The organism is Kitasatospora sp. NPDC056184 (genome assembly GCF_042268405.1).
GTDB lineage: Bacteria > Actinomycetota > Actinomycetes > Streptomycetales > Streptomycetaceae > Kitasatospora.
The window spans coordinates 1-19355 of record NZ_JBHJUI010000032.1; the positions used below are offsets into that span (position 1 = coordinate 1).

The 19355-nt window shown below is 71.8% G+C and carries 19 protein-coding genes; 13 read left to right on the forward strand and 6 right to left on the reverse strand.

Annotated elements, in window-relative coordinates; genetic code table 11:
- Positions 1 to 118 precede the first annotated feature (118 nt).
- The 8 genes from mshD to pstB all read left to right on the forward strand — a co-directional run bounded on the left by mshD (position 119) and on the right by pstB (position 9924).
- A complete protein-coding gene (gene mshD, locus ACFC0B_RS36525; protein WP_376096306.1) occupies positions 119 to 1123 on the forward strand; it encodes a mycothiol synthase in 1005 nt (334 codons plus the stop codon).
- A gap of 336 nt (positions 1124 to 1459) precedes the next feature.
- Entirely contained in the window at positions 1460 to 3637 is a 2178-nt protein-coding gene (locus ACFC0B_RS36530) for an RNA degradosome polyphosphate kinase (RefSeq protein ID WP_376096309.1), read from the forward strand.
- Positions 3638 to 3877: 240 nt separating this feature from the next.
- Positions 3878 to 4963: a CHAD domain-containing protein gene (locus ACFC0B_RS36535; protein WP_376096312.1), complete on the forward strand. Its 1086-nt coding sequence runs from the start codon at positions 3878 to 3880 to the stop codon at positions 4961 to 4963.
- Between the two features lie 79 nt (positions 4964 to 5042).
- The gene (locus ACFC0B_RS36540; RefSeq protein ID WP_376096315.1) at positions 5043 to 5516 is read left to right on the forward strand and encodes an NUDIX hydrolase; all 474 of its coding nucleotides are present in this window, start codon (positions 5043 to 5045) and stop codon (positions 5514 to 5516) included.
- Between the two features lie 244 nt (positions 5517 to 5760).
- Positions 5761 to 6900, forward strand: a complete 1140-nt coding sequence (pstS, locus tag ACFC0B_RS36545) for a phosphate ABC transporter substrate-binding protein PstS (RefSeq protein ID WP_376096318.1) — start codon at positions 5761 to 5763, stop codon at positions 6898 to 6900.
- A gap of 148 nt (positions 6901 to 7048) precedes the next feature.
- Complete coding sequence (pstC, locus tag ACFC0B_RS36550; RefSeq protein WP_376096321.1) at positions 7049 to 8029, forward strand: phosphate ABC transporter permease subunit PstC; 981 nt, start codon at positions 7049 to 7051, stop codon at positions 8027 to 8029.
- Positions 8026 to 9102 (forward strand): phosphate ABC transporter permease PstA, encoded by a 1077-nt coding sequence (gene pstA, locus ACFC0B_RS36555; RefSeq protein WP_376096324.1) that lies wholly within the window; start codon positions 8026 to 8028, stop codon positions 9100 to 9102. Before pstC ends, pstA begins: the two co-directional genes overlap by 4 nt.
- Before the next feature lie 45 nt (positions 9103 to 9147).
- Positions 9148 to 9924 carry a phosphate ABC transporter ATP-binding protein PstB gene (gene pstB / locus ACFC0B_RS36560; protein WP_376096327.1) on the forward strand — a complete coding sequence of 259 codons (777 nt, stop codon included), beginning with the start codon at positions 9148 to 9150 and terminating at the stop codon, positions 9922 to 9924.
- 135 nt (positions 9925 to 10059) lie between these two features.
- Here the strand turns inward: pstB and ACFC0B_RS36565 are convergent, their stop codons facing one another.
- Positions 10060 to 11058 (reverse strand): anion permease, encoded by a 999-nt coding sequence (locus tag ACFC0B_RS36565; protein ID WP_376096330.1) that lies wholly within the window; start codon positions 11056 to 11058, stop codon positions 10060 to 10062.
- Positions 11059 to 11063: 5 nt separating this feature from the next.
- Positions 11064 to 11684 carry a DUF47 domain-containing protein gene (locus ACFC0B_RS36570; protein WP_030312623.1) on the reverse strand — a complete coding sequence of 207 codons (621 nt, stop codon included), beginning with the start codon at positions 11682 to 11684 and terminating at the stop codon, positions 11064 to 11066.
- Between the two features lie 348 nt (positions 11685 to 12032).
- Between ACFC0B_RS36570 and ACFC0B_RS36575 the strand changes: the two genes are divergently transcribed.
- Complete coding sequence (locus ACFC0B_RS36575) at positions 12033 to 12431, forward strand: metal-sensitive transcriptional regulator (protein ID WP_376096333.1); 399 nt, start codon at positions 12033 to 12035, stop codon at positions 12429 to 12431.
- A gap of 37 nt (positions 12432 to 12468) precedes the next feature.
- Here the strand turns inward: ACFC0B_RS36575 and ACFC0B_RS36580 are convergent, their stop codons facing one another.
- The gene (locus tag ACFC0B_RS36580) at positions 12469 to 12720 is read right to left on the reverse strand and encodes a hypothetical protein (protein WP_376096336.1); all 252 of its coding nucleotides are present in this window, start codon (positions 12718 to 12720) and stop codon (positions 12469 to 12471) included.
- Positions 12721 to 12929: 209 nt separating this feature from the next.
- Positions 12930 to 13850, reverse strand: a complete 921-nt coding sequence (locus tag ACFC0B_RS36585) for a hypothetical protein (protein WP_376096339.1) — start codon at positions 13848 to 13850, stop codon at positions 12930 to 12932.
- A gap of 166 nt (positions 13851 to 14016) precedes the next feature.
- Between ACFC0B_RS36585 and ACFC0B_RS36590 the strand changes: the two genes are divergently transcribed.
- Complete coding sequence (locus ACFC0B_RS36590; protein ID WP_376096342.1) at positions 14017 to 14208, forward strand: hypothetical protein; 192 nt, start codon at positions 14017 to 14019, stop codon at positions 14206 to 14208.
- A gap of 22 nt (positions 14209 to 14230) precedes the next feature.
- On the opposite strand, the gene ACFC0B_RS36595 is transcribed toward ACFC0B_RS36590, so the two are convergent.
- The gene (locus ACFC0B_RS36595) at positions 14231 to 14968 is read right to left on the reverse strand and encodes a phosphatase PAP2 family protein (RefSeq protein WP_376096345.1); all 738 of its coding nucleotides are present in this window, start codon (positions 14966 to 14968) and stop codon (positions 14231 to 14233) included.
- A 196-nt stretch (positions 14969 to 15164) separates the two neighbouring features.
- A complete protein-coding gene (locus ACFC0B_RS36600; protein WP_376096348.1) occupies positions 15165 to 16361 on the reverse strand; it encodes an NlpC/P60 family protein in 1197 nt (398 codons plus the stop codon).
- Between the two features lie 248 nt (positions 16362 to 16609).
- Between ACFC0B_RS36600 and ACFC0B_RS36605 the strand changes: the two genes are divergently transcribed.
- From ACFC0B_RS36605 to ACFC0B_RS36615, 3 genes are all read left to right on the forward strand, one after another.
- Positions 16610 to 16960, forward strand: a complete 351-nt coding sequence (locus ACFC0B_RS36605) for a hypothetical protein (RefSeq protein ID WP_376096351.1) — start codon at positions 16610 to 16612, stop codon at positions 16958 to 16960.
- Positions 16961 to 17237: 277 nt separating this feature from the next.
- Positions 17238 to 18059, forward strand: a complete 822-nt coding sequence (locus ACFC0B_RS36610) for a hypothetical protein (protein WP_376096354.1) — start codon at positions 17238 to 17240, stop codon at positions 18057 to 18059.
- Between the two features lie 13 nt (positions 18060 to 18072).
- Positions 18073 to 19350: a hypothetical protein gene (locus ACFC0B_RS36615; RefSeq protein WP_376096537.1), complete on the forward strand. Its 1278-nt coding sequence runs from the start codon at positions 18073 to 18075 to the stop codon at positions 19348 to 19350.
- Positions 19351 to 19355: the final 5 nt, after the last annotated feature.

Here is a 19355-nt window from a genome sequence, read left to right on the forward strand (position 1 = left end):
GTACTGCAGGGGGGACCCTGTGGGAGAGTAGGACGCCGCCGAACAATCATTGTGAAGAACCCCCGCCGGGTTATCCGGCGGGGGTTCTTTGCGTTTGCCGTTGACGTATCGTCGGGTCATGGACGATGGAACGGCAACAACGGGCGACGCGGCCACGGTCCTCGCCTCCGACGTACTGCGGCCGGCACAGCGGGACGCGGCCCTGCGGATCCTGGCGGAAGCCCAGGGCGCGGACGGCCGGGAGGCCGTGTCCGAGCAGGGGCGTCTGCGCCTGCGCTCCTCCGGGACGGCGCGGACCGGTGTGACCCACTTCCTGGAGACCGCCGGACAGGACGTGGAGGCCGGCGGGGCCGTCGGCTACGGCCAGCTGGAGGTGCCCGGGAGCGGCAGTGCCAACCCGGCGGCCGAGCTCGTGGTGGCGCCGGCCGCCCGCGGGCGGGGCCACGGGCGGCCCCTGGTGGACGCGGTGCTGGCCGAAGCGGGGCGCGCGGGCCGGGACCACGTCGACTTCTGGGTGCACGGCGGACACCCGGCGGCCCGGCACCTGGCCGAGGGATACGGCGCCGAGCTGGTCCGCGAGCTGCGGCAGATGCGCCGCACCGGGCCGCAGACCGAGGCCGTCCCGCTCCCGGACGGCATCGAGCTGCGGACCTTCCGGCCCGGTGAGGACGACGCCGAGTGGCTCCGCCTGAACGCCCTCGCCTTCGCGCACCACCCGGAGCAGGGCTCCTGGACCGAGCGCGACCTCGCCGACCGGCTGGGCGAGCCGTGGTTCGACCCGGCCGGCTTCTTCCTCGCCACCCGGGACGGCAAGCCGGTCGGCTTCCACTGGACGAAGGTGCACCCGGCGACCGCGACGGAGCCGGCGCTCGGCGAGGTGTACGTGGTGGGCGTCGATCCGGCGGAGCAGGGCAGCGGCCTCGGCCGGGCGCTGACCGCGGCCGGTCTGCGCCACCTGACGGGCAGTGACGCCTCGGCCGGCGAGCGCGGTCTGGAGACCGTGCTGCTGTACGTCGACGCGGACAATCCGGCGGCGGTGCGGGTGTACGAAAGGCTCGGATTCAGCGTCCACGAAGTCGATCTGATGTATCGCGCCGGGGTCCCCCACCCGAATTTCCGGTGACCGCCTCCCGGTAACCGAGAGTGACTACGCGATCAGGGCGCCCCGGCGGTGCCTAGCGGAGAAAACGGGGCTGCGGCAACGGGCGTGCGCCCGTCGCCGCAGCCCTGACCGCCTCAGCTTTCCTCCTGGCCATGCGGTGTTTACCGTGGATTCAATTAATGCCGTGAAGATCACAGGATGAAGTCCGTAGTGTCTCGCTCGTGCAGCATCGGTCGGCACGTGTCGACCGGTTCTGTGACGACCGCGCCGGGTGAGTGGGCGTCGGTGACGGGCGAGGGCGACGGCCCGAAAAGCATTTCGCGTCCGGACGCCGTCCTGCTGGAGGAGCTGGAGCCCATGAGCATCCCCCGCCCCGTCCCTGCCCCGCTGTCCCCGCCCGCGCGGATGTCCAGCGCGCTCGGGATACCGCCGGAACTGACGGTCGCCGACGAGCAGGACCTCGAGGAACTGCCGCAGGGCCGCTTCCTGGACCGTGAGCGCAGCTGGCTCGCGTTCAACGAACGCGTGCTGGAACTCGCCGAGGACCCGGGGATCCCGTTGCTGGAGCGCGCCAAGTTCCTGGCGATCTTTGCGAGCAACCTCGACGAGTTCTTCATGGTCCGGGTGGCCGGCCTCAAGCGCCGGATCGCCACCGGCGTCGCCCAGCGCAGCGCGTCCGGGCTCCAGCCGCGCGAGGTGCTGGACCTCATCTGGACCCGCTCGCGCGAGCTGATGGCCCGCCACGCCGCCGCGTTCCAGCAGGAGGTGCTGCCGGACCTCGCCGCCGAGGGGATCGAGGTGGTCCGCTGGTCCGAGCTGGCGGAGAAGGAGCAGGCGCGGCTGCACTCCCTGTTCCGGCAGAAGATCTTCCCGGTCCTCACCCCGCTGGCGGTGGACCCGGCGCACCCTTTCCCCTACATATCGGGGCTCTCCCTCAACCTGGCGGTCGTCGTGCGCAACCCGGTCTCCGGGCACAAGCACTTCGCCCGGGTGAAGGTGCCGCAGTCGCTCGCGCGCTTCCTGGAGGCCTCCCCGCAGCGGTTCGTTCCGCTGGAGGACGTCATGGGGGCGCACCTGGAGGAGCTCTTCCCGGGCATGGAGGTGCTCGCCCACCACGCCTTCCGGGTCACGCGCAACGAGGACCTGGAGGTGGAGGAGGACGACACCGAGAACATCCTCAAGGCGCTGGAGAAGGAGCTGATGCGGCGGCGCTTCGGCCCGCCGGTGCGGCTGGAGGTCGAGGAGTCGATCGACCCCTACATCCTGGACCTGCTGGTGCGGGAGCTGAACATCACCGAGGCGGAGGTCTTCCCGCTGCCCGGGCCGCTGGACCTGACCGGGCTGTTCGGCATCGCCGATCTGGACCGGCCGGAGCTGAGGTACCCGAAGTTCGTGGCGGGCACCGCGCGCGGCCTGACCGACGTCGAGTCGGCCTCGCAGCCGGACATCTTCGCCGCGATGCGCGAGCGGGACGTGCTGCTGCACCACCCGTACGACAGCTTCTCCACCTCGGTGCAGGCCTTCCTGGAGCAGGCCGCGGCCGACCCGGACGTGCTGGCGATCAAGCAGACGCTGTACCGGACCTCGGGCGACTCGCCGATCGTCGACGCGCTGATCGACGCGGCGGAGTCCGGCAAGCAGGTGCTGGTGCTGGTCGAGATCAAGGCGCGCTTCGACGAGCAGGCCAACATCAAGTGGGCCCGCAAGCTGGAGGAGGCCGGCTGCCACGTGGTCTACGGCCTGGTCGGGCTGAAGACGCACTGCAAGCTGTCGCTGGTGGTCCGGCAGGAGGGCGACACCCTGCGCCGGTACTCGCACGTCGGCACCGGCAACTACCACCCGAAGACGGCCCGGCTGTACGAGGACCTCGGCCTGCTGACCTCGGACCCGCAGGTCGGCGCGGACCTCTCGGACCTCTTCAACCGGCTCTCCGGCTACTCGCGCCGCGAGTCGTACCGCCGGCTGCTGACCGCCCCGCGCGGGCTGCGCGACGGCCTGGTGGCGCGGATCCACAACGAGATCGCCAACCACCGGGCCGGGCGTCCGGCGCACGTGAAGCTCAAGGTCAACTCGATCGTCGACGAGGTCGTGATCGACGCGCTGTACCGGGCCTCGCAGGCCGGCGTGCCGGTGGACGTGTGGGTGCGCGGCATCTGCGCGATCCGGCCGGGCGTGCCGGGGCTCAGCGAGAACGTCCGGGTGCGCAGCATCCTGGGGCGCTTCCTGGAGCACTCCCGGATCTTCGTCTTCGGCAACAACGGCGATCCGGAGGTGTGGATCGGCAGCGCCGACATGATGCACCGCAACCTGGACCGCCGGATCGAGGCGCTGCTGCGGATCACCGACCCGGCGCACCGGGCCGAGCTGTCCGGGCTGCTCGACCTCGGGATGTCGGACGAGACGGAGTCCTGGCACCTCGGGGCGGACGGGGCCTGGTCCCGGCACGCCCAGGACGACGACGGCAAGCCGCTGCGACACGTCCAGGACCTGCTCATCGACTCGCGTCAGCGTCGTCGGGCCGTCGTCGCCCGATGACCGCCGGTCGCCGCCACGACCCCGCTGACGCCAGACGTGACGACGTGAGCCGCGACACCGCGCGGCGGGCCCGCACCGGACCGACCGGTGCGGGCCCCGCCGCCGGGGGGCACGACCGCACGAGACTCGACGACGAGACCGCGCGACCCACCGACGCGAGCCGCTGAGCGGTAGGGACCCGCTGAGCGGTCGGCCACCAGCCCCGGGGACGGCCCCGGGGGAACGGGGATCTACCTAGCCATGACCGATGCGCCGATGACGGCCCGGGCGGCCTCCACCGCGACCGCCGGGGACATCCTCTCCAGCCATCTCACCGCCCTGGCGGGCGCGTTCCTGCGTGCCCTGCCGCTGGCGGTGGGCGAGGTCGGTGCCAGACCGGGTGCGTCCGTGGTCCCGTCGGAGGGGACGGCCGACCTGCTGCGGGCGGTGCGGCGGATCAGCGGGCTGCTGAACACCTTCTCCGCCTCCTTCGAGCCGGTCTGGGCGCAGGAGTCGCGGACCGAGCTGGCCTGGCTGCTGAACCTGCTGGCGCTGGAGCCGGGGTACGTGCGGCGGTCGGCCCGGCTGCTGGGCGCGCTGGACGGGCTGAGCGGGAGCGAGGCGGAGGGGCCGGGGATGCTGGCCGGCCACGCGGGGGCGCCGAAGGCGCGGGCGCTGCTGGACCGGCAGCTGACCCTGGCCCGGACCAGGGCGCACTCCACGGTGCTGCAGGAGCTGCGCTCGGCGCGGTTGCACGCCCTGGCGGACCGGATGACCCTGCTGGTGGCGGACGCGCCGCTGCTGGAGTCGGCGCACGACCGGGCGGGCGCGGTACTGGTGCCGCAGGCGGCGGCCGTGTTCGGGGCGCTGGCGGCGAGCGCCCAGCAGCTGCCGTTGCAGCGGACGGCGACGCCGTACGGCGGGGACGGGCTGCGCCGGCTGGGGTCGGTGCCGGGTGCGCGGGGCGCGCTGGACGCGGACGCGGCGCTGGCGGCGGACGACGCGCCGTGGCACCGGACGGGGGTGCTGGTGAAGCGGGCCCGGTACGCGCTGGAGGTGTGCGGGCGGCCGTCGGCGGTGCTGGACGAGCTGGACCGGGTGCTGCTGCGGCACCAGGAGGCCTCGGAGGCGGCGGTGACGGCCGCGACGGCGGCGCGCACGCCGCGGATCACCCCGGCGACGGCGTACGTGCTGGGCGTGGTGCACGCCGACCAGCGGCTGGAGGTGGAGGCGGCGCGGTACGCCTTCGGGCGGCGGTGGCCGGAGCTGCCGCCGGGCTCGGAGGCGTGGCTGGAGCTGCCGCCGGCCGAGGGCTGGGGGGCGGCGGCGGAATCGCGGACGGCCTGAGGTGGGCGGGCGGCGGGGGCCGGAGGACGGCCGGCGGGGCGGATCGAGACCGGTCGACCGGACGTCGTCCGGGCGGGCGGTGTCCGGCCGGGCGGGTTCCGACGGGCCGGTGGTGCTGGCGGCGGGGGCGGTGCTCTGGCTGCCGGGCCGCCCGAAGAAGAGCGGCCGGCTGGGCCGGCCGCGGATCGCGGTGATCCACCGGCCGAAGTACGACGACTGGAGCCTGCCGAAGGGGAAGCTGCACCCGGGCGAGGGCGTGGTGGAGGCGGCGCTGCGCGAGGTGCGGGAGGAGACGGGGTTCTGCTGCGTGCTCGGGGCGGAGCTGCCGACCCAGCACTACGTGGCGCAGGGCCGTCCGAAGGAGGTCCGGTACTGGGCGGCGGTGCCGACGGTGGGGGAGTTCCGGCCCAACCGGGAGGTGGACCTCCTGGAGTGGCTGCCGGCGGGGAAGGCGCGGGCGCGGTTGACCCGGGAGCAGGACCGGCGGTTGGTCGACGCCCTGCTGGAGCTGCTGGAGGCCAGGCCAGTGCGGTTGCGGGACGCGCAGGCGTGAAGGAACAGTGGAAGTGATCTCCCCGCGCCCTCGCCGTGACGCAACCGTTACTACCTGACGTAGTTTCCTGTCATCCGTTCGAGGTTCACTCGCCGTTCACTTACGACCGGCTGACGTGTCACCTACCCGGCCTAACTTCGGTACCACCGGCGGGCCGAACGGGCCCCGGACCTCAGCAAAACCCGTGCACCGCCCTGCTCGGCAGGGCCCGCGTGCCGGGCAATGCCACAGAAAGGGACACCCTGTGAAGCTCCAGCGGAACGGCCGCTCCAAGGCCCTCGCGATCGGTGCCATGGCGCTCGTCAGCTCGCTGTCGCTCGCCGCCTGCGGCTCGGACGATAACAACAACAATGCCGCCGCTCCGTCGGGCAGCGGCTCCGCCGCCGCCCCCGCCGCGATCAACTGCGGCTCGAAGCCCACCGCGCTGGTCGCCGCCGGTTCCACCGCTCAGGGCAACGCGATCGACATCCTGAAGAACAACTTCGAGGCGGCCTGCAAGGGCGCCACCGTCAACTACGGTGGCGGCGGCTCCGGCGCCGGTGTCCAGCAGTTCAACCAGGGCAAGATCCAGTTCGCGGGCTCGGACTCGGCGCTGAAGCCGGCCGAGGTCGAGGCCAGCAAGGCCGTCTGCACCGGCGGCCAGGGCATCAACCTGCCGATCGTCGCGGGCCTGATCTCGATCGTCTTCAACGTGGACGGCGTGGACAACCTGGTCCTGGACGCCCCGACCATCGCGAAGATCTTCGACTCGCAGATCACCAAGTGGAACGACCCGGCCATCGTCGCGCTGAACCCGAGCGCCAAGCTGCCGGACGCCGACATCCAGGCCTTCCACCGCACCGACGACTCGGGCACCACCGAGAACCTGACCAAGTACTTCGCCAAGACCTCGGGCGGCGCCTGGTCCTACCCGGCCAGCAAGGCCTGGGCGGGCAAGGGCGGCCAGGGCGCCAACGGCTCGGCCGGCGTCTCGGCCCAGGTGAAGCAGGTCAAGAACTCGATCAGCTACGCCGAGCTCTCCTTCGCGCAGACCAACAACCTGAAGAGCGCCGCCATCAACACCGGTGCCGCCAAGCCGGTCGAGGCCACCGCCGCCAACGCCGCCAACACCTTCGCCAAGGCGCAGATGGCCGGCACCGGCAGCGACCTGGCGCTGACCCTCGACTACGCGACCAAGGACGAGGGCTCCTACCCGCTGGTCCTGGTGACCTACGAGATCGCCTGCGACAAGGGCAACAAGGCCGACACCCTCGACACCCTGAAGGCCTTCCTGGCCTACAGCGCCAGCGACGCGGGCCAGAAGGCGATCGGCGACGCGGGCTACGTCCCGCTGCCGAAGTCGCTGACCGACAAGGTGAACGGCGTCATCGGCTCCCTCGCCTGACCCAGGAGAACCTCCGCTGGGGCGGCCCCGTGAACGAGGGGGGCCGGGGCCGCCCCCGCGGGAAGTACCGACGAAACGCACCACGTCCGGGGCACCGCCGCCAGGGTGCCGCCCCCTCGGGGCCGCACCACCAGACCGGAGAAGACCAATGACTTCATCCACCCCTGCCGCCCCGCGGGGCAGGGAACGCCGCCAGCGCGACAGCCGGGTCGGCGACAAGATCTTCATGAACCTGTCCCGCGGGTCGGGCATCCTGCTGCTGGTGGTCATGGCCGCCATCGCGGGCTTCCTGACCTGGCGCTCGGGCGTCGCCCTGAGCAAGAACGAGGGCAACTTCCTCACCACCTTCGAGTGGACGCCGGACGCCCCGAAGCCGGTCTTCGGCATCGCGGTCCTGGCGTTCGGCACCATCGTCAGCGCGCTGATCGCGATGGTGATCGCCGTCCCGGTGGCCATCGGGATCGCGCTGTTCATCTCGCACTACGCGCCGCGCCGGATCGCCCAGCCGTTCGCCTACCTGGTGGACCTGCTGGCGGCCGTGCCCAGCATCATCTACGGCCTGTGGGGCGCGCTCTTCCTGGTGCCGCACCTCAGCGGCCTGAACAGCTGGCTGGACGAGTACCTCGGCTGGACGTACATCTTCGACCAGTCCAGGGCCGGCACCACCCCGCGCAACCTGTTCACGGTCGGCATCCTGCTGGCGATCATGGTCCTGCCGATCATCACCGCGGTCAGCCGTGAGGTCTTCCGGCAGGTCCCCCGGATGCACGAGGAGGCGGCGCTCGCGCTCGGCGCGACCCGCTGGGAGATGATCCGCACCGCGGTGCTGCCGTTCGGCCGCCCCGGCATCATCTCGGCCTCGATGCTCGGCCTCGGCCGCGCGCTCGGCGAGACCATCGCGGTCGCCGTCGTGCTCTCCTCCAGCAACGTGCTCTCGCTGCACCTGCTCGACCCGGGCGGCGGCACCTTCGCGCAGAACATCGCCCTGAAGTTCAACGAGGCCCAGCCCTTCGGCCGGGACGCGCTGATGGCCTCCGGCCTCGTCCTGTTCGTGATCACCCTGCTGGTGAACGGTGCCGCGCGGCTGATCGTCGCCCGCCGCAAGGAGTACTCGGGGGCCAACGCATGAGTGCCGCTACGACCTCGGTTCCGGCGGACGCCCGCCCGGTGGGCCGCCCGCTGACCGCCAACCGGCTGCCCAAGTGGGCCCCGGCCGGCGTGGCCGTCGGCGCGATCGCCCTCGGCTGCGGCATCGGCCTGGTCGCCGGCCTGGAGAGCAAGCTCCAGTGGGGCCTGATCTCCGCGGCCCTGTTCCTGCTCATCAGCTACGTGCTCGCCGCCCAGGTCGAGGGCCGCCGGCAGGCCAAGGACCGGTTCGCCACCTCGGCGGTCTGGGTCGCCTTCATCCTGGCCGTCGTCCCGCTGCTCTCGCTGACCGTCTACACGGTCCAGAAGGGCATCGGCGTCGTGGACGGCAACTTCCTGACGCACTCCATGATGGGCGTGCGCTCGGCCGGTCCCGGCGGCGGTATCTACCACGCGCTGATCGGCACCCTGGAGCAGGTCCTGCTGGCCACCCTGATGGCCGCCCCGATCGGTCTGCTGACCGCCGTCTACCTGGTCGAGTACGGCCGCGGCACGCTCGCCAAGGCGGTCACCTTCTTCGTCGACGTCATGACGGGTGTCCCGTCGATCGTCGCCGGTCTGTTCATCCTGTCCTTGTGGAACATCGCCCTCGGCTTCAACTACTCCGGATTCTCGGGCAGCCTCGCGCTGGCGATCCTGATGATGCCGGTCGTGGTCCGCTCCACCGAGGAGATGCTCAAGCTCGTCCCGAACGAGCTGCGCGAGGCGTCGTACGCGCTCGGCGTGCCGAAGTGGAAGACCATCCTGAGGATCGTCCTCCCCACCGCCATCGGCGGCATCACCACCGGTGTGATGCTCGCGGTCGCCCGCATCACGGGTGAGACCGCCCCGGTCATGATGCTGGTCTTCGGCGCCGCCTACATCAACAACAACCCGTTCGACGGACCGCAGCAGTCGCTGCCGATGTACATCTGGCAGCAGTACGCCGTGGTGAACAACGACTACGGCTATGCCCGCGCCTGGGGTGCCGCGCTCGTGCTGATCGCCTTCGTGATGGGGCTCAACCTCATCGCCCGGGGCATCGCCCGCTGGCGCTCGCCCAAGGCCGGACACTGAGCGACCGACTGACGTACGACGAAGACTGAGAGAAGACGAACGATCATGGCCAAGCGCATCGACGTCAGCGGACTGTCCGCCTACTACGGCTCCACCAAGGCCATCGAGGACATCTCGATGTCCGTCGAGCCCCGCTCGGTGACGGCCTTCATCGGCCCCTCCGGCTGCGGCAAGTCCACCTTCCTGCGGACCCTCAACCGGATGCACGAGGTGATCCCCGGCGCCCGCGTCGAGGGCAAGGTGCTCCTGGACGACGAGAACCTGTACGGCTCCGCCGTCGACCCGGTCGCCGTCCGCCGCTCGGTCGGCATGGTCTTCCAGCGCCCGAACCCGTTCCCGACCATGTCGATCTACGACAACGTGGTCGCCGGGCTGAAGCTCGCGGGTGTGCGCAAGAAGTCCGTGCTGGACGACGTGGTGGAGAAGTCGCTCAAGGGCGCCAACCTCTGGAACGAGGTCAAGGACCGGCTGAACAAGCCGGGCGCCGGCCTCTCCGGCGGCCAGCAGCAGCGCCTCTGCATCGCCCGCGCCATCGCGGTCGAGCCGCAGGTCCTGCTGATGGACGAGCCCTGCTCCGCCCTCGACCCGATCTCCACCCTCGCCATCGAGGACCTGATCGGCGAGCTGAAGGCCCAGTTCACCATCGTCATCGTGACGCACAACATGCAGCAGGCGGCCCGCGTCAGCGACCGCACCGCCTTCTTCAACCTGGCCGGCGTCGGCCAGCCGGGCAAGCTGATCGAGCTGGACGACACCCAGCGGATCTTCTCCAACCCGTCCGTGCAGGCGACCGAGGACTACATCTCCGGCCGCTTCGGCTGATCGGTCCGCCCGACCCGCGGGCGGCGCTTCACAAGCTGCTTCGCGGTGCTGCATGGCGGTGCCGCCGCGGAGCAAAAGGGCCCGCCCCCCGAGATGTGGGGGGGCGGGCCCTGCCGCGTCCGGACGGTCCGGGCGTCAGCCCCAGAACAGGTGGACGAACCAGTACACCAGCGCCGCGACGAGGGCGGCCGCCGGCATCGTGATGAACCAGCCGAGCACGATGTTCTTGGCGACGCCCCAGCGCACCGCGCGGATCCGCTTGGTGGCCCCGGCGCCCATGATCGCCGAGGTGATCACGTGGGTGGTGGAGATCGGCGCCTTGAAGACGAACGAGGTGATGTACATGACCGTCGAGGCGGTGGCCTCGGCGGCGAAGCCCTGCGGCGGGTCCAGCTCGATGATCTTCCGGCCCAGGGTCCGCATGATCCGCCAGCCGCCCGCGTAGGTGCCCAGCGACAGCATGGTCGCGCAGGAGATCTTCACCCAGACCGGGATCGGGTCCCCCTGGCTCTGGTGGCCCGAGATGACCAGGGCCATCACCACGATGCCCATGGTCTTCTGCGCGTCCTGCAGGCCGTGGGCGAGCGCCATCGCGGCGGCCGAGGCCGTCTGGGCGACCCGGAAGTTGCGCTTGGCCCGGTGCGGGTTGGCCCGCCGGAAGAGCCAGAGGATCGCCAGCATCACCAGGAAGCCGCCGATCAGGCCGACCACCGGAGAGACGATCATCGGGATGATGATCTTGTCGATGACGCCGCTCCAGATCACCTCGGTGCCGCCGGCCAGCGCCGCTCCCACCATGCCGCCGAACAGCGCGTGCGAGGAGGAGGACGGCAGGCCGAAGTACCAGGTGACCAGGTTCCAGGCGATGGCGCCGACCAGCGCGGCGAACAGGATGACCATGCCCTGGTCGCCGGTCGGGGTCTCGATGATGCCCTGCGAGACGGTGTGCGCCACCCCGCTGCCCAGGAAGGCGCCCGCCAGGTTCATCACCGCGGCCATCGCCAGCGCCGCCCGGGGAGTCAGCGCCCGGGTGGAGACCGAGGTGGCGATCGCGTTGGCCGAGTCGTGGAAGCCGTTGGTGTACGTGAAGAAGAAGGCAACGCCGACGACGGCGATGAGTGCTGCCATGTCCACGGGGGTCAGGACTCCTTGACCGCGATGGTCTCCACCGTGTTGGCGACGTGCTCGAAGGCGTCCGCGGCCTGTTCGAGGACGTCCACGACCTGCTTCAGCTTGAGCACCTCGATGGCCTCGTACTGGCCGGAGAAGAGGTGGGCGAGCAGCTTGCGGTGGATCTGGTCGGCCTGGTTCTCCAGCCGGTTGACCTCGATCCAGTACTCGGTGAGGTTGGACATGCTCCGCAGGTTCGGCATCGCCTCGGCGGTCAGCTCGGCGGCGCGGGCCAGGACCTCGATCTGCTGCTCGATGCCCTTCGGCAGGGTCTGGATGTCGTAGAGGACGACCAGGTCGACGGCCTCCTCCATGAAGTCCATGATGTCGTCCAGCGACGAGGCGAGGTTGTAGATGTCCTCGCGGTCGAAGGGCGTGATGAAGGACGAGTTCAGCTGGTGGAAGATCGCATGGGTGGTGTCGTCTCCGGCGTGCTCGGCGGCGCGCATGCGCTCGACGATCTCCGCGCGGGCCGACACGTCTGATCCCAGCAGTTCCAGCAGGAGCTTCGAGCCGACGACCAGGTTCTCCGCGGCTGCGGCGAACATGTCGTAGAAGCTCGTCTCCTTCGGGGTCAGGCTAAAACGCACGGAAATCTCCGATGTGCGGGGTAGGGGACTGAACGATGCTAGGTCCAACCGAGCACCGGGGCGCAAACGGGGTACTCGAAGAGGAGTCGGAACCTCCCCTTCCGTTCGGTTGCCGCAGCAGTGGATCCGATCCGCACCGCAGGTGCGGGCACGAGCCCCCAGTCTGACGGAACCTCGCCCGGATTGCCCCTGTCGTGCGGCGGGAAGAGCGGGGTGTTCCCCGGACGGGGGAACCGCGCCGGACGCGGCCGCTGCCGGTCGGCCCTGCCGGAGGAACACCACGACGGGCCCGGGTGTTGGACACTGGAAGCCGACGCAGCCAGCAGGCACTCAGACGAAGGCGGGCCGATGACCACCACGCAAGCGCGCACCGGGCCGGAGCAGGCGCCCGGCGCGGAACCGCACGGCGAGCACGTTGCACCCGGGACGGCGCCGGTCGCCGAGACCGCCCACGCCGCCCACGGTCCGCACGGGTACAGCGCCCAGAAGGACGCGCACCTCAAGCGGCTGCGCCGGATCGAGGGCCAGATCCGCGGACTCCAGCGGATGGTCGACGAGGACGTCTACTGCATCGACGTGCTCACCCAGGTCTCGGCCGGCACCAAGGCCCTGCAGTCCTTCGCGCTCTCACTGCTGGAGGAGCACCTGCGGCACTGCGTCGCGCTCGCCGCCGAGGAGGGCGGCACCGAGCTGGACGCCAAGGTCGCCGAGGCCACCGCGGCGATCGGCCGGCTGCTGCGCAGCTGACCCCGCCACCGGCCCGTCGGCCCGCCCGTCCGGGGGGCTAGTCCTCCCGGTCCTGCCGGTGCTTCCGGTCCTGCGGGTCCCGTTCCCGGGGGGCCCGGTCCTGCGGGTCCCGGGCGGGACCGGCGGCCGGACCGCCGTCGGTCCGGTCGAGCAGTACCTCGTCGATCCGCTCGGTCGGCAGCCGGTCGCCGCTGCTGGCCGTGGCGGCGATCATCAGCTCGCCGGCCAGCTCGATCTCGTCGAGGGCCGCGTCGTCGTGCCCGCCGCTGCGGCCGCCCGTGGACGCCATCACCTGCACCACCCCTTCAGCGCCTCGCCAGCCCGGGCGGCAGCCACCCGACGTCCAGCCTAGGCACTTCGGAGCCCGTCCACATGGCACGGACGGGCCATCTCGGCGCCGCCGAAACGGGTGGGCCCGGGGGCGTCCGGGCCCACCCGGACCGGCGGCCTCCCCGCGGGTCCGCGCCCGTCGCGCCCGGGCCGGATCGCCGTGGCGGGCTACTTCGGGCTCTCGGAGGGCTTCATCGCGAAGATGTCCGCGGCCGGCGGCTCGGCGGCCTCCACCGGCGCGCCGAAGTCGCTCAGGGTGGTGGTCGAGACCACCTTGACCTGGTCCTTCGCCTCCTTGGAGCCGGCCACCCCGGCGAAGGTGAACACCTCGACCACCTTGTGCAGCCGGCCCTGGTCGTCCAGCCAGACGTCGTAGGGGACCTCCTTCACCGTGAAGGTCTGCGCCCCCATCCGCAGGCCGTCCCCGCCGCGCCCGCCGGTGGCGTCGGCCGCCTTGGCGAGGTCCAGGGTGCCGCGGTAGTGCTTCAGCGCCACCCCGTCGAGCGTCTCCGCGCCGACGAGCTCGGCCTTCTGCGCGCCGCGCAGCGCGCCCGCGGCGGAGGACGGGTCGGTGGCGCCGCCGCTGACCAGGTTGCCGTCCGGCAGTTGGCGGACGTCCAGCTTGACCCACTTGCCCTCGGGCACCTTGGCGCCGCTGTTCTGCAGGTAGACCGTGCCGGGCAGGAGCACCTCGACGATCTTGCCGGTGGTCGCGGCGCCCGGTGGCACCTGCACCTCCAGCCGGCCGATCCGCTTCACGTAGTCGTAGCCGCCGGTGCCGGTGAAGACCGCCTTCTTCTCGGCGGACTCGGTCACCAGTTCGGTGACGGCGTGCGCCGAGCCGGACCGGCCGGTGATGTCGGCGGCGCCGCGGACCGCGGTCAGCGGGTCGGCGGAGAGCTGCTCGGGGGCGCTGCTCGCCTGCTGGTCGGCCGAGGCGGCGTCCACGCCGCCCGCGGCGTCCGGCGAGCAGCCGGCCAGGGCGGCCGCCCCGGCGAGCACGGCGGCGAGCAGGGCGGCTCCGGCCGCCGGACGCGTCCGCCGCTCGGCGCGGCCGCCCGTCCGTCCGGTGCGCTGCTGGTCGGTCATCTTCATCCTCGCGACAACCCCCTCGGGCCCGACTGCCCCGCCGGCCACCACCAGCGGGCGGGCAGAGCTCTTGACGGGCAAACGAGTTGGGGCGCCGGGAGTTACGCGCAGTCCCGCGCGTCACAGGCGTCGCGCACCGGTGCCCCGGCGCGTTACGGTGAAGCACGTGCACAGTGAGCTGCCGGCCGTTCCCGGCACCACCCCGATGCCCGAGCACCGCGTCGCGATCAGCGAACGCGGTTCCTTCTGCTACGCGACCTGCGTCTGCGGCTGGTACTCCCCGGCCCGGCGCTCGCGCGACCTCACCCGGCGCGAGGCGGACGACCACCTCGCCGGCGAAGGGGCGGACCCGGGGTAGGCCCCCGCGCCGGACGCCCGCCTCACGCGGCCAGGTCGGACTCCCGCGGCTGTTCCTCGGCGCGGACCGCGCCCCGGCCGCCGCCGCGCCGACCCCGCCGGCCGGAGCGGCCCCCGCCCGGTCCGGAACCCCGCTCGGCGCCCCGTCCGGCGCGGATCAGCGGGGCCAGCGGCGTACGGGCGATCGCGTGGCAGAGCGGCACCAGCACGGCCATCGCGATCGGCGCCAGCAGCAGCACCACCGCGGTGGCGAGCGCGAAGCCGCCGATCACGTCGGTCGGGTAGTGGACGCCCATGTACATCCGGCAGAAGCCCTGCAGCAGGGCCAGCCCGCCGGCGATCCAGCCGAGCCGCCGGTTGACCAGGAAGAGCGCCACCGCGATGCCCATCGACATCGTGGAGTGGTCGCTGACGAAGGAGTGCGTGCCGGCCTTGCCCTCGACCAGCACCTCCAGGCCGGAGTGGTCCACGAAGGGCCGCGGGCGGTCCACGATCGCCGAGATCGGCAGGTTGGCCAGCTCGGCGATGGCGACCGCGAGCGGGGCCCAGAGCAGCCCGGCGACCGCCACCGGGGCGTCCGGGCGCCGCCGGGCCTGCAGCCAGCCCGCCAGGCCCAGCAGGGCGAGGCCGATCAGGATGCCGTACTCGCCGGTCCAGGAGACCAGCCGGTCCAGCGAGGCCGGGGCGTGCCGGGCCAGGCCGTTGACGGCGTAGAGCAGGCCGAGGTCGGGGTTGGTCGTGTCGGCAAGCGGCGTCGACACGCCGCACCTCCTTCTGGGTCCGCTGCACCTGGTCGTTGCGCCGTGGCCCCGCGTGCCGCCGCCCGGCGCGGGGCGGTTGACGGGGGACCAACGGACACAACGTCATCACCGGTGTACAGCGTTCCACGGAAACGCGCGGTTATCGAAACTTGACTCAGCGTCCACACCGCGCGCACACCCGGCGGGCGGGCGGGGCTCAGTTCTTTGCGGGGAGTTGACCTGAACCTGCCGTCCCGGCGCCGGTCGCGGTGGCCGCGGCGGCGGCGGTGGGGCGGCCGGGCGGGGCGGCCTGGACCGCCGCCTGCGCCGCCGGGGCGGGCGGGGCCGGGGTGGGCGTCGGGGCCGGTTCGCCGGGGCGGCTCGGGGCGATCACCGTGCCGTTGTCGTTGCGGTCCGGCAGGGCCTGGGCGCCGTCCGAGGTGACCCGGGTGGCGCCGATGTACTCCCGGGTGTCGATCTTGTCGTAGCGGATCACCGCGCCGGTGTGCGGCGCGTTGATCATGTATCCGCCGCCCACGTAGATGCCGACGTGGTGGATGCTGCGCGGATCGGTCAGGTCGGTCGCCCAGAACACCAGGTCCCCCGGGCGCAGCTGGTCGCGCGACGGGTGCGGCCCGGCGTACCACTGGTCGTTGGCGACCCGCGGCAGGATGATGCCCACGCTCTCGAACGCGGCCCTGGTGAGCCCGGAGCAGTCGAAGCGCCCGTTCTGCCACGGCTTCCCGTCGCCGCCCCACAGGTACGGGGTGCCGAGCTTGGTCTGGGCGAAGTAGATCGCGGCCGCCGACTGCGCCGAGACCTCCACCGGGGCGGCCGGATTGGCCGGGGCGGCGAAACTGCGGGCCGTCGCCAGGATGTTCCGCACGTACCCCTGGGTCTCCCGGTACGGCGGCACGCCCTGGTACTTCGCCACCGCGCCCGGCCCGGCGTTGTAGGCGGCCAGCATGTTGGACTGGCGGTCGCCCGGGACCTTGGCGACGTCCCTGGCGAGCGCGCAGTCGAAGGTGGCCGCCGAGGCGATGGCGTCCAGCGGGTCCCAGGGGTCCCGCCGGCCGTCGTTGTTGCCGTCCGTGCCGTACGACGCCCAGGTGCCCGGCATGAACTGCGCCAGGCCCTCCGCCCCGACACCGGAACGGGCTCGCGGGTCGAAACCGCTTTCCTGGTACAACTGCGCGGCGAGCAACGGGGGGGAGAGATCGGGGCAGAGCCGACCCCACTGTTCGATCGGCCCCTGGTACGCGGCCGGAACGGTTCCCGGCGAGAGTCCGGCGGCATTGCCCTGCTGCTGTGGCGTCCCGCTCGCCGCATACGTCCCGAGGGTCACCAGGCCGACGAAGCCGGCGAGGACAACTCCCGCAGCAGCGGCGGCCGTACCGCCCTTCCGGAGTACCATCAGCACCATCCCGACGAATCGTCAGTCGAAGTGTCCCGGAAGGCGTTGCTCACCGCAATCATCAGAGATACAAAGAGTGAGCGCTATCCTTCGTACGGTGGACATCCTCGCGTACGTGTCCGATGCCTCACGACCAATCCGCGAGAAGTAGCCAAGTCGACATCAGATCTGGCCAAGAATAGGTATCGACCCTTCGCGCGGGCGGGGTCTGGGCCCTTGAATTTGCCTGATCGGGCGGTGAGATGGAAATGAACCAGAGCAGCGTGCACAGCATCGCGATCGGCCACCTGGCCGAGGACCCTCCAAAGAAGCCGAATATCGACACCATCATCGGCGGGATCGCCCCGGACTGGGGCCCGTTCGCGAGCCTCGGGTCGGAGGCCCGGGTGATGATCGAGGTCGTCATGGCCGTGGCCATCCTGGGCTGCCTCGGCATCGCCGTCTGGGGTGCGGCCAAGCAGCGGATCGGCGCCACCGCGATGCGCGACAGCTTCGGCGCCGAACAGGGCAAGGGGCTGATCATCGCCGGGCTGACCGGCGTGTTCATCATTGGATCACTCGGCACTCTGTTCACCATTGTGTACGGCATGGCGATCTGACGGTCGAACAGTTCAGGCAGATCTGGCAGATCTGGCAGATCGGGCGGACAGGGCGGATCGGACATTCGGGCGCCGTGACGTGACGTTGCGGTGGACGGCGGGATGTTCGTGCCCGCGGGCCTGTCCGATCGTCTGACCGTCCGACCTCCTGTCCGGGCACGTGTGAATGTCCGGAGCCCCGCCGGGAATCCATCCATCACCCCTTCCCTCCGCGCCCGCCCACGGCCGGAGGGGCCCCCGGAGCCGCCAGCCGGCTCCCCGCACCAGGAGGGCCGCCGTGCCGTTGTCCGACGACCAGCCGCACACCCGTACGCGGCTGCCGGTCGGCGAACAGCCCTCCTCCCAGCCGAGCCCCCGTCAGGCGCGCCCGCTGCGGACCCTGCTGACCGTCGTGCTGGTCATCGCCCTGCTCGTGCTGGCCATCTCGATCGCCAACCGGGGCAAGCCCGACCCGGGCAACGGCAGCGCCGGTCGCTCCGCCGACCGGGCCGCCGCCACCGCCGCCTCCGGCGCGGGCCCCGCCCCCAGCGGCGACCAGCCCGTCGCCACCACCGTGAACGGCATCGCCTCCGGCTTCCCGCACACCGACCAGGGCGCCCAGTCCGCCGCCGCCAACTACGCGGTCGCCATCGGCTCCGCCGACATGTTCCGCACCGACACCCGCCACACCATCGTCACCACCATCGCCGACCCCGCCGCCGCCCCGACCCTGCAGTCCCGCTTGGACCAGGGGTTCTCGCCGGAGACGGCGGCCAGGTTCGGAGTGGACGCGCAGGGGCGCGCTCCGAAGGGGATGACCTTCGTCAGCCGGACCGTGCCGGTGGGGACGAAGAGCAGTGCCTACTCGGCCGAGAACGTGAAGGTGGAGGTCTGGTGCACGGGCCTCTACGGGATCGCCGGTGAGCGCTCGGTCCGCCCCGTCTCGGAGGAGTGGTTCACGCTCACCCTCAGCCTGCGGTGGGTGGGCGAGGACTGGAAACTCACCGACTACAGCCGGGCCTCGGGCCCGGCACCTGTCCCGCCGGACCAGCAGGCCGCGACCGCTGAGGAGATCACAGGTGCCGTCGAGCAGTTCGGAGGCTTCCGCTATGCGCGCTGACGGTGGCCGGACGATGATTCCGCGTGCGCTGGCGAGGGTCTCCGGTGGGGCGGCCTTGGGCCTGCTGACGGTCGTCCTGACGGCACAGCAGGCGTTTGGCGAGCCCTCACCCACGGCGACCCCGACCCCGACTCCCAGTACCCCGAACTCGAACTGCCCCGGGATCCCCCTCCCCGGCAACGACGTCTACTGCTCCCCTGGTGGCGGTGGGGCGTCGCTCCCCGGGAGTGGGACAGTGGGGACGGTGGCGGATCCGCTGGGGGCGCTGGCGAAGGGGTGTGCGCAGGCGGCGTCGTGGGTGGTGCGGAAGTTGTCGGGGGCGATCGACGGGACGACGGAGGTGGACTTCACCAATGCGTCGTTCCTGCAGCAGTACGCGGTGGTGTTCGCCGCGTCGACGATCGTCACGCTGGTGCTCTGGCTGCTCGCGGTGACCAAGCGGGCGGTGCGCGGGGCGCCGTTGACGACGGCGATCTCGGAGGCGATCGGGTTCCTGTGGCTGACGGTGATCGCGTCGGCGTTCACGCCGTTGATCCTGTACACGGTGGTGAGCGCGACCGACGGGCTGACCAAGGCGATCGCGGTGGGGACGAAGTCGGACACCGGGACGTACCTGGGCGGGTTCGCGGACACCCTGGAGAAGGGCGACATCGGCGGCGGGCCGCTGATCCTGATCATCACCTCGCTGGTGGCCGTGCTGGCGGCGGCGGTGCTCTGGATCGAGCTGTTGATCCGGGCGGCGATGCTGTACGTGGGCGCGCTGCTGGGGACGGCGGTGTACGCGGGGCTGGTGGACAAGCAGTTGTGGAAGCACGTGCGCCGCTGGGCGGGGGTGATGGTGGCGGTGGACCTGGCGAAGCCGATCATCGTGATCATCCTCGGGCTGGCCGGCGCGGTGTCGGCCGGGGCGGGGGCGGGCGACGACTTCGCCCGGGTGCTCTCGGGGCTGGCGATCCTCTTCCTGTCGATCTTCGCGAGCGCTGCCGTGTACCGGTTCGTGCCGGGCTTCGGCGACGAGATCATGAACATGCGCAGTGCCCGGGCGAGCGCGGTCTCGGCCGGATCGGCGATGATCAACGGGACCGCGAACTTCATGCGGCAGGGCATCAGCACGCACGGCGACCGCGGCCCGCAACCGGGCGGCGGGGGCGGGGGCGGTGCGGGCGGCGGCTCGGTCGCCCCGGGCATCGCCGCCCACGCGGCGCGCACGCCCGCGCCGCCGCCGCAGGCCGGGCCGCCGGCCCAGGCCGCGGCTCCGATCCGCGACAGCAATCCAGCGAAGGGAGGGTGACGGGT

Bases quoted from the DNA above. Each gene is read 5' to 3' on its own strand.
- pstB (WP_376096327.1), top strand. From the start codon at position 9,148: ATGGCCAAGCGCATCGACGTCAGCGGACTGTCCGCCTACTACGGCTCC.
- ACFC0B_RS36615 (WP_376096537.1), top strand. From the start codon at position 18,073: ATGATTCCGCGTGCGCTGGCGAGGGTCTCCGGTGGGGCGGCCTTGGGC.
- pstC (WP_376096321.1), top strand. From the start codon at position 7,049: ATGACTTCATCCACCCCTGCCGCCCCGCGGGGCAGGGAACGCCGCCAG.
- pstA (WP_376096324.1), top strand. From the start codon at position 8,026: ATGAGTGCCGCTACGACCTCGGTTCCGGCGGACGCCCGCCCGGTGGGC.
- ACFC0B_RS36600 (WP_376096348.1), bottom strand. From the start codon at position 16,361: ATGGTACTCCGGAAGGGCGGTACGGCCGCCGCTGCTGCGGGAGTTGTC.
- ACFC0B_RS36585 (WP_376096339.1), bottom strand. From the start codon at position 13,850: ATGACCGACCAGCAGCGCACCGGACGGACGGGCGGCCGCGCCGAGCGG.
- ACFC0B_RS36605 (WP_376096351.1), top strand. From the start codon at position 16,610: ATGAACCAGAGCAGCGTGCACAGCATCGCGATCGGCCACCTGGCCGAG.
- ACFC0B_RS36530 (WP_376096309.1), top strand. From the start codon at position 1,460: ATGAGCATCCCCCGCCCCGTCCCTGCCCCGCTGTCCCCGCCCGCGCGG.
- ACFC0B_RS36575 (WP_376096333.1), top strand. From the start codon at position 12,033: ATGACCACCACGCAAGCGCGCACCGGGCCGGAGCAGGCGCCCGGCGCG.
- ACFC0B_RS36535 (WP_376096312.1), top strand. From the start codon at position 3,878: ATGACCGATGCGCCGATGACGGCCCGGGCGGCCTCCACCGCGACCGCC.
- ACFC0B_RS36580 (WP_376096336.1), bottom strand. From the start codon at position 12,720: ATGGCGTCCACGGGCGGCCGCAGCGGCGGGCACGACGACGCGGCCCTC.
- mshD (WP_376096306.1), top strand. From the start codon at position 119: ATGGACGATGGAACGGCAACAACGGGCGACGCGGCCACGGTCCTCGCC.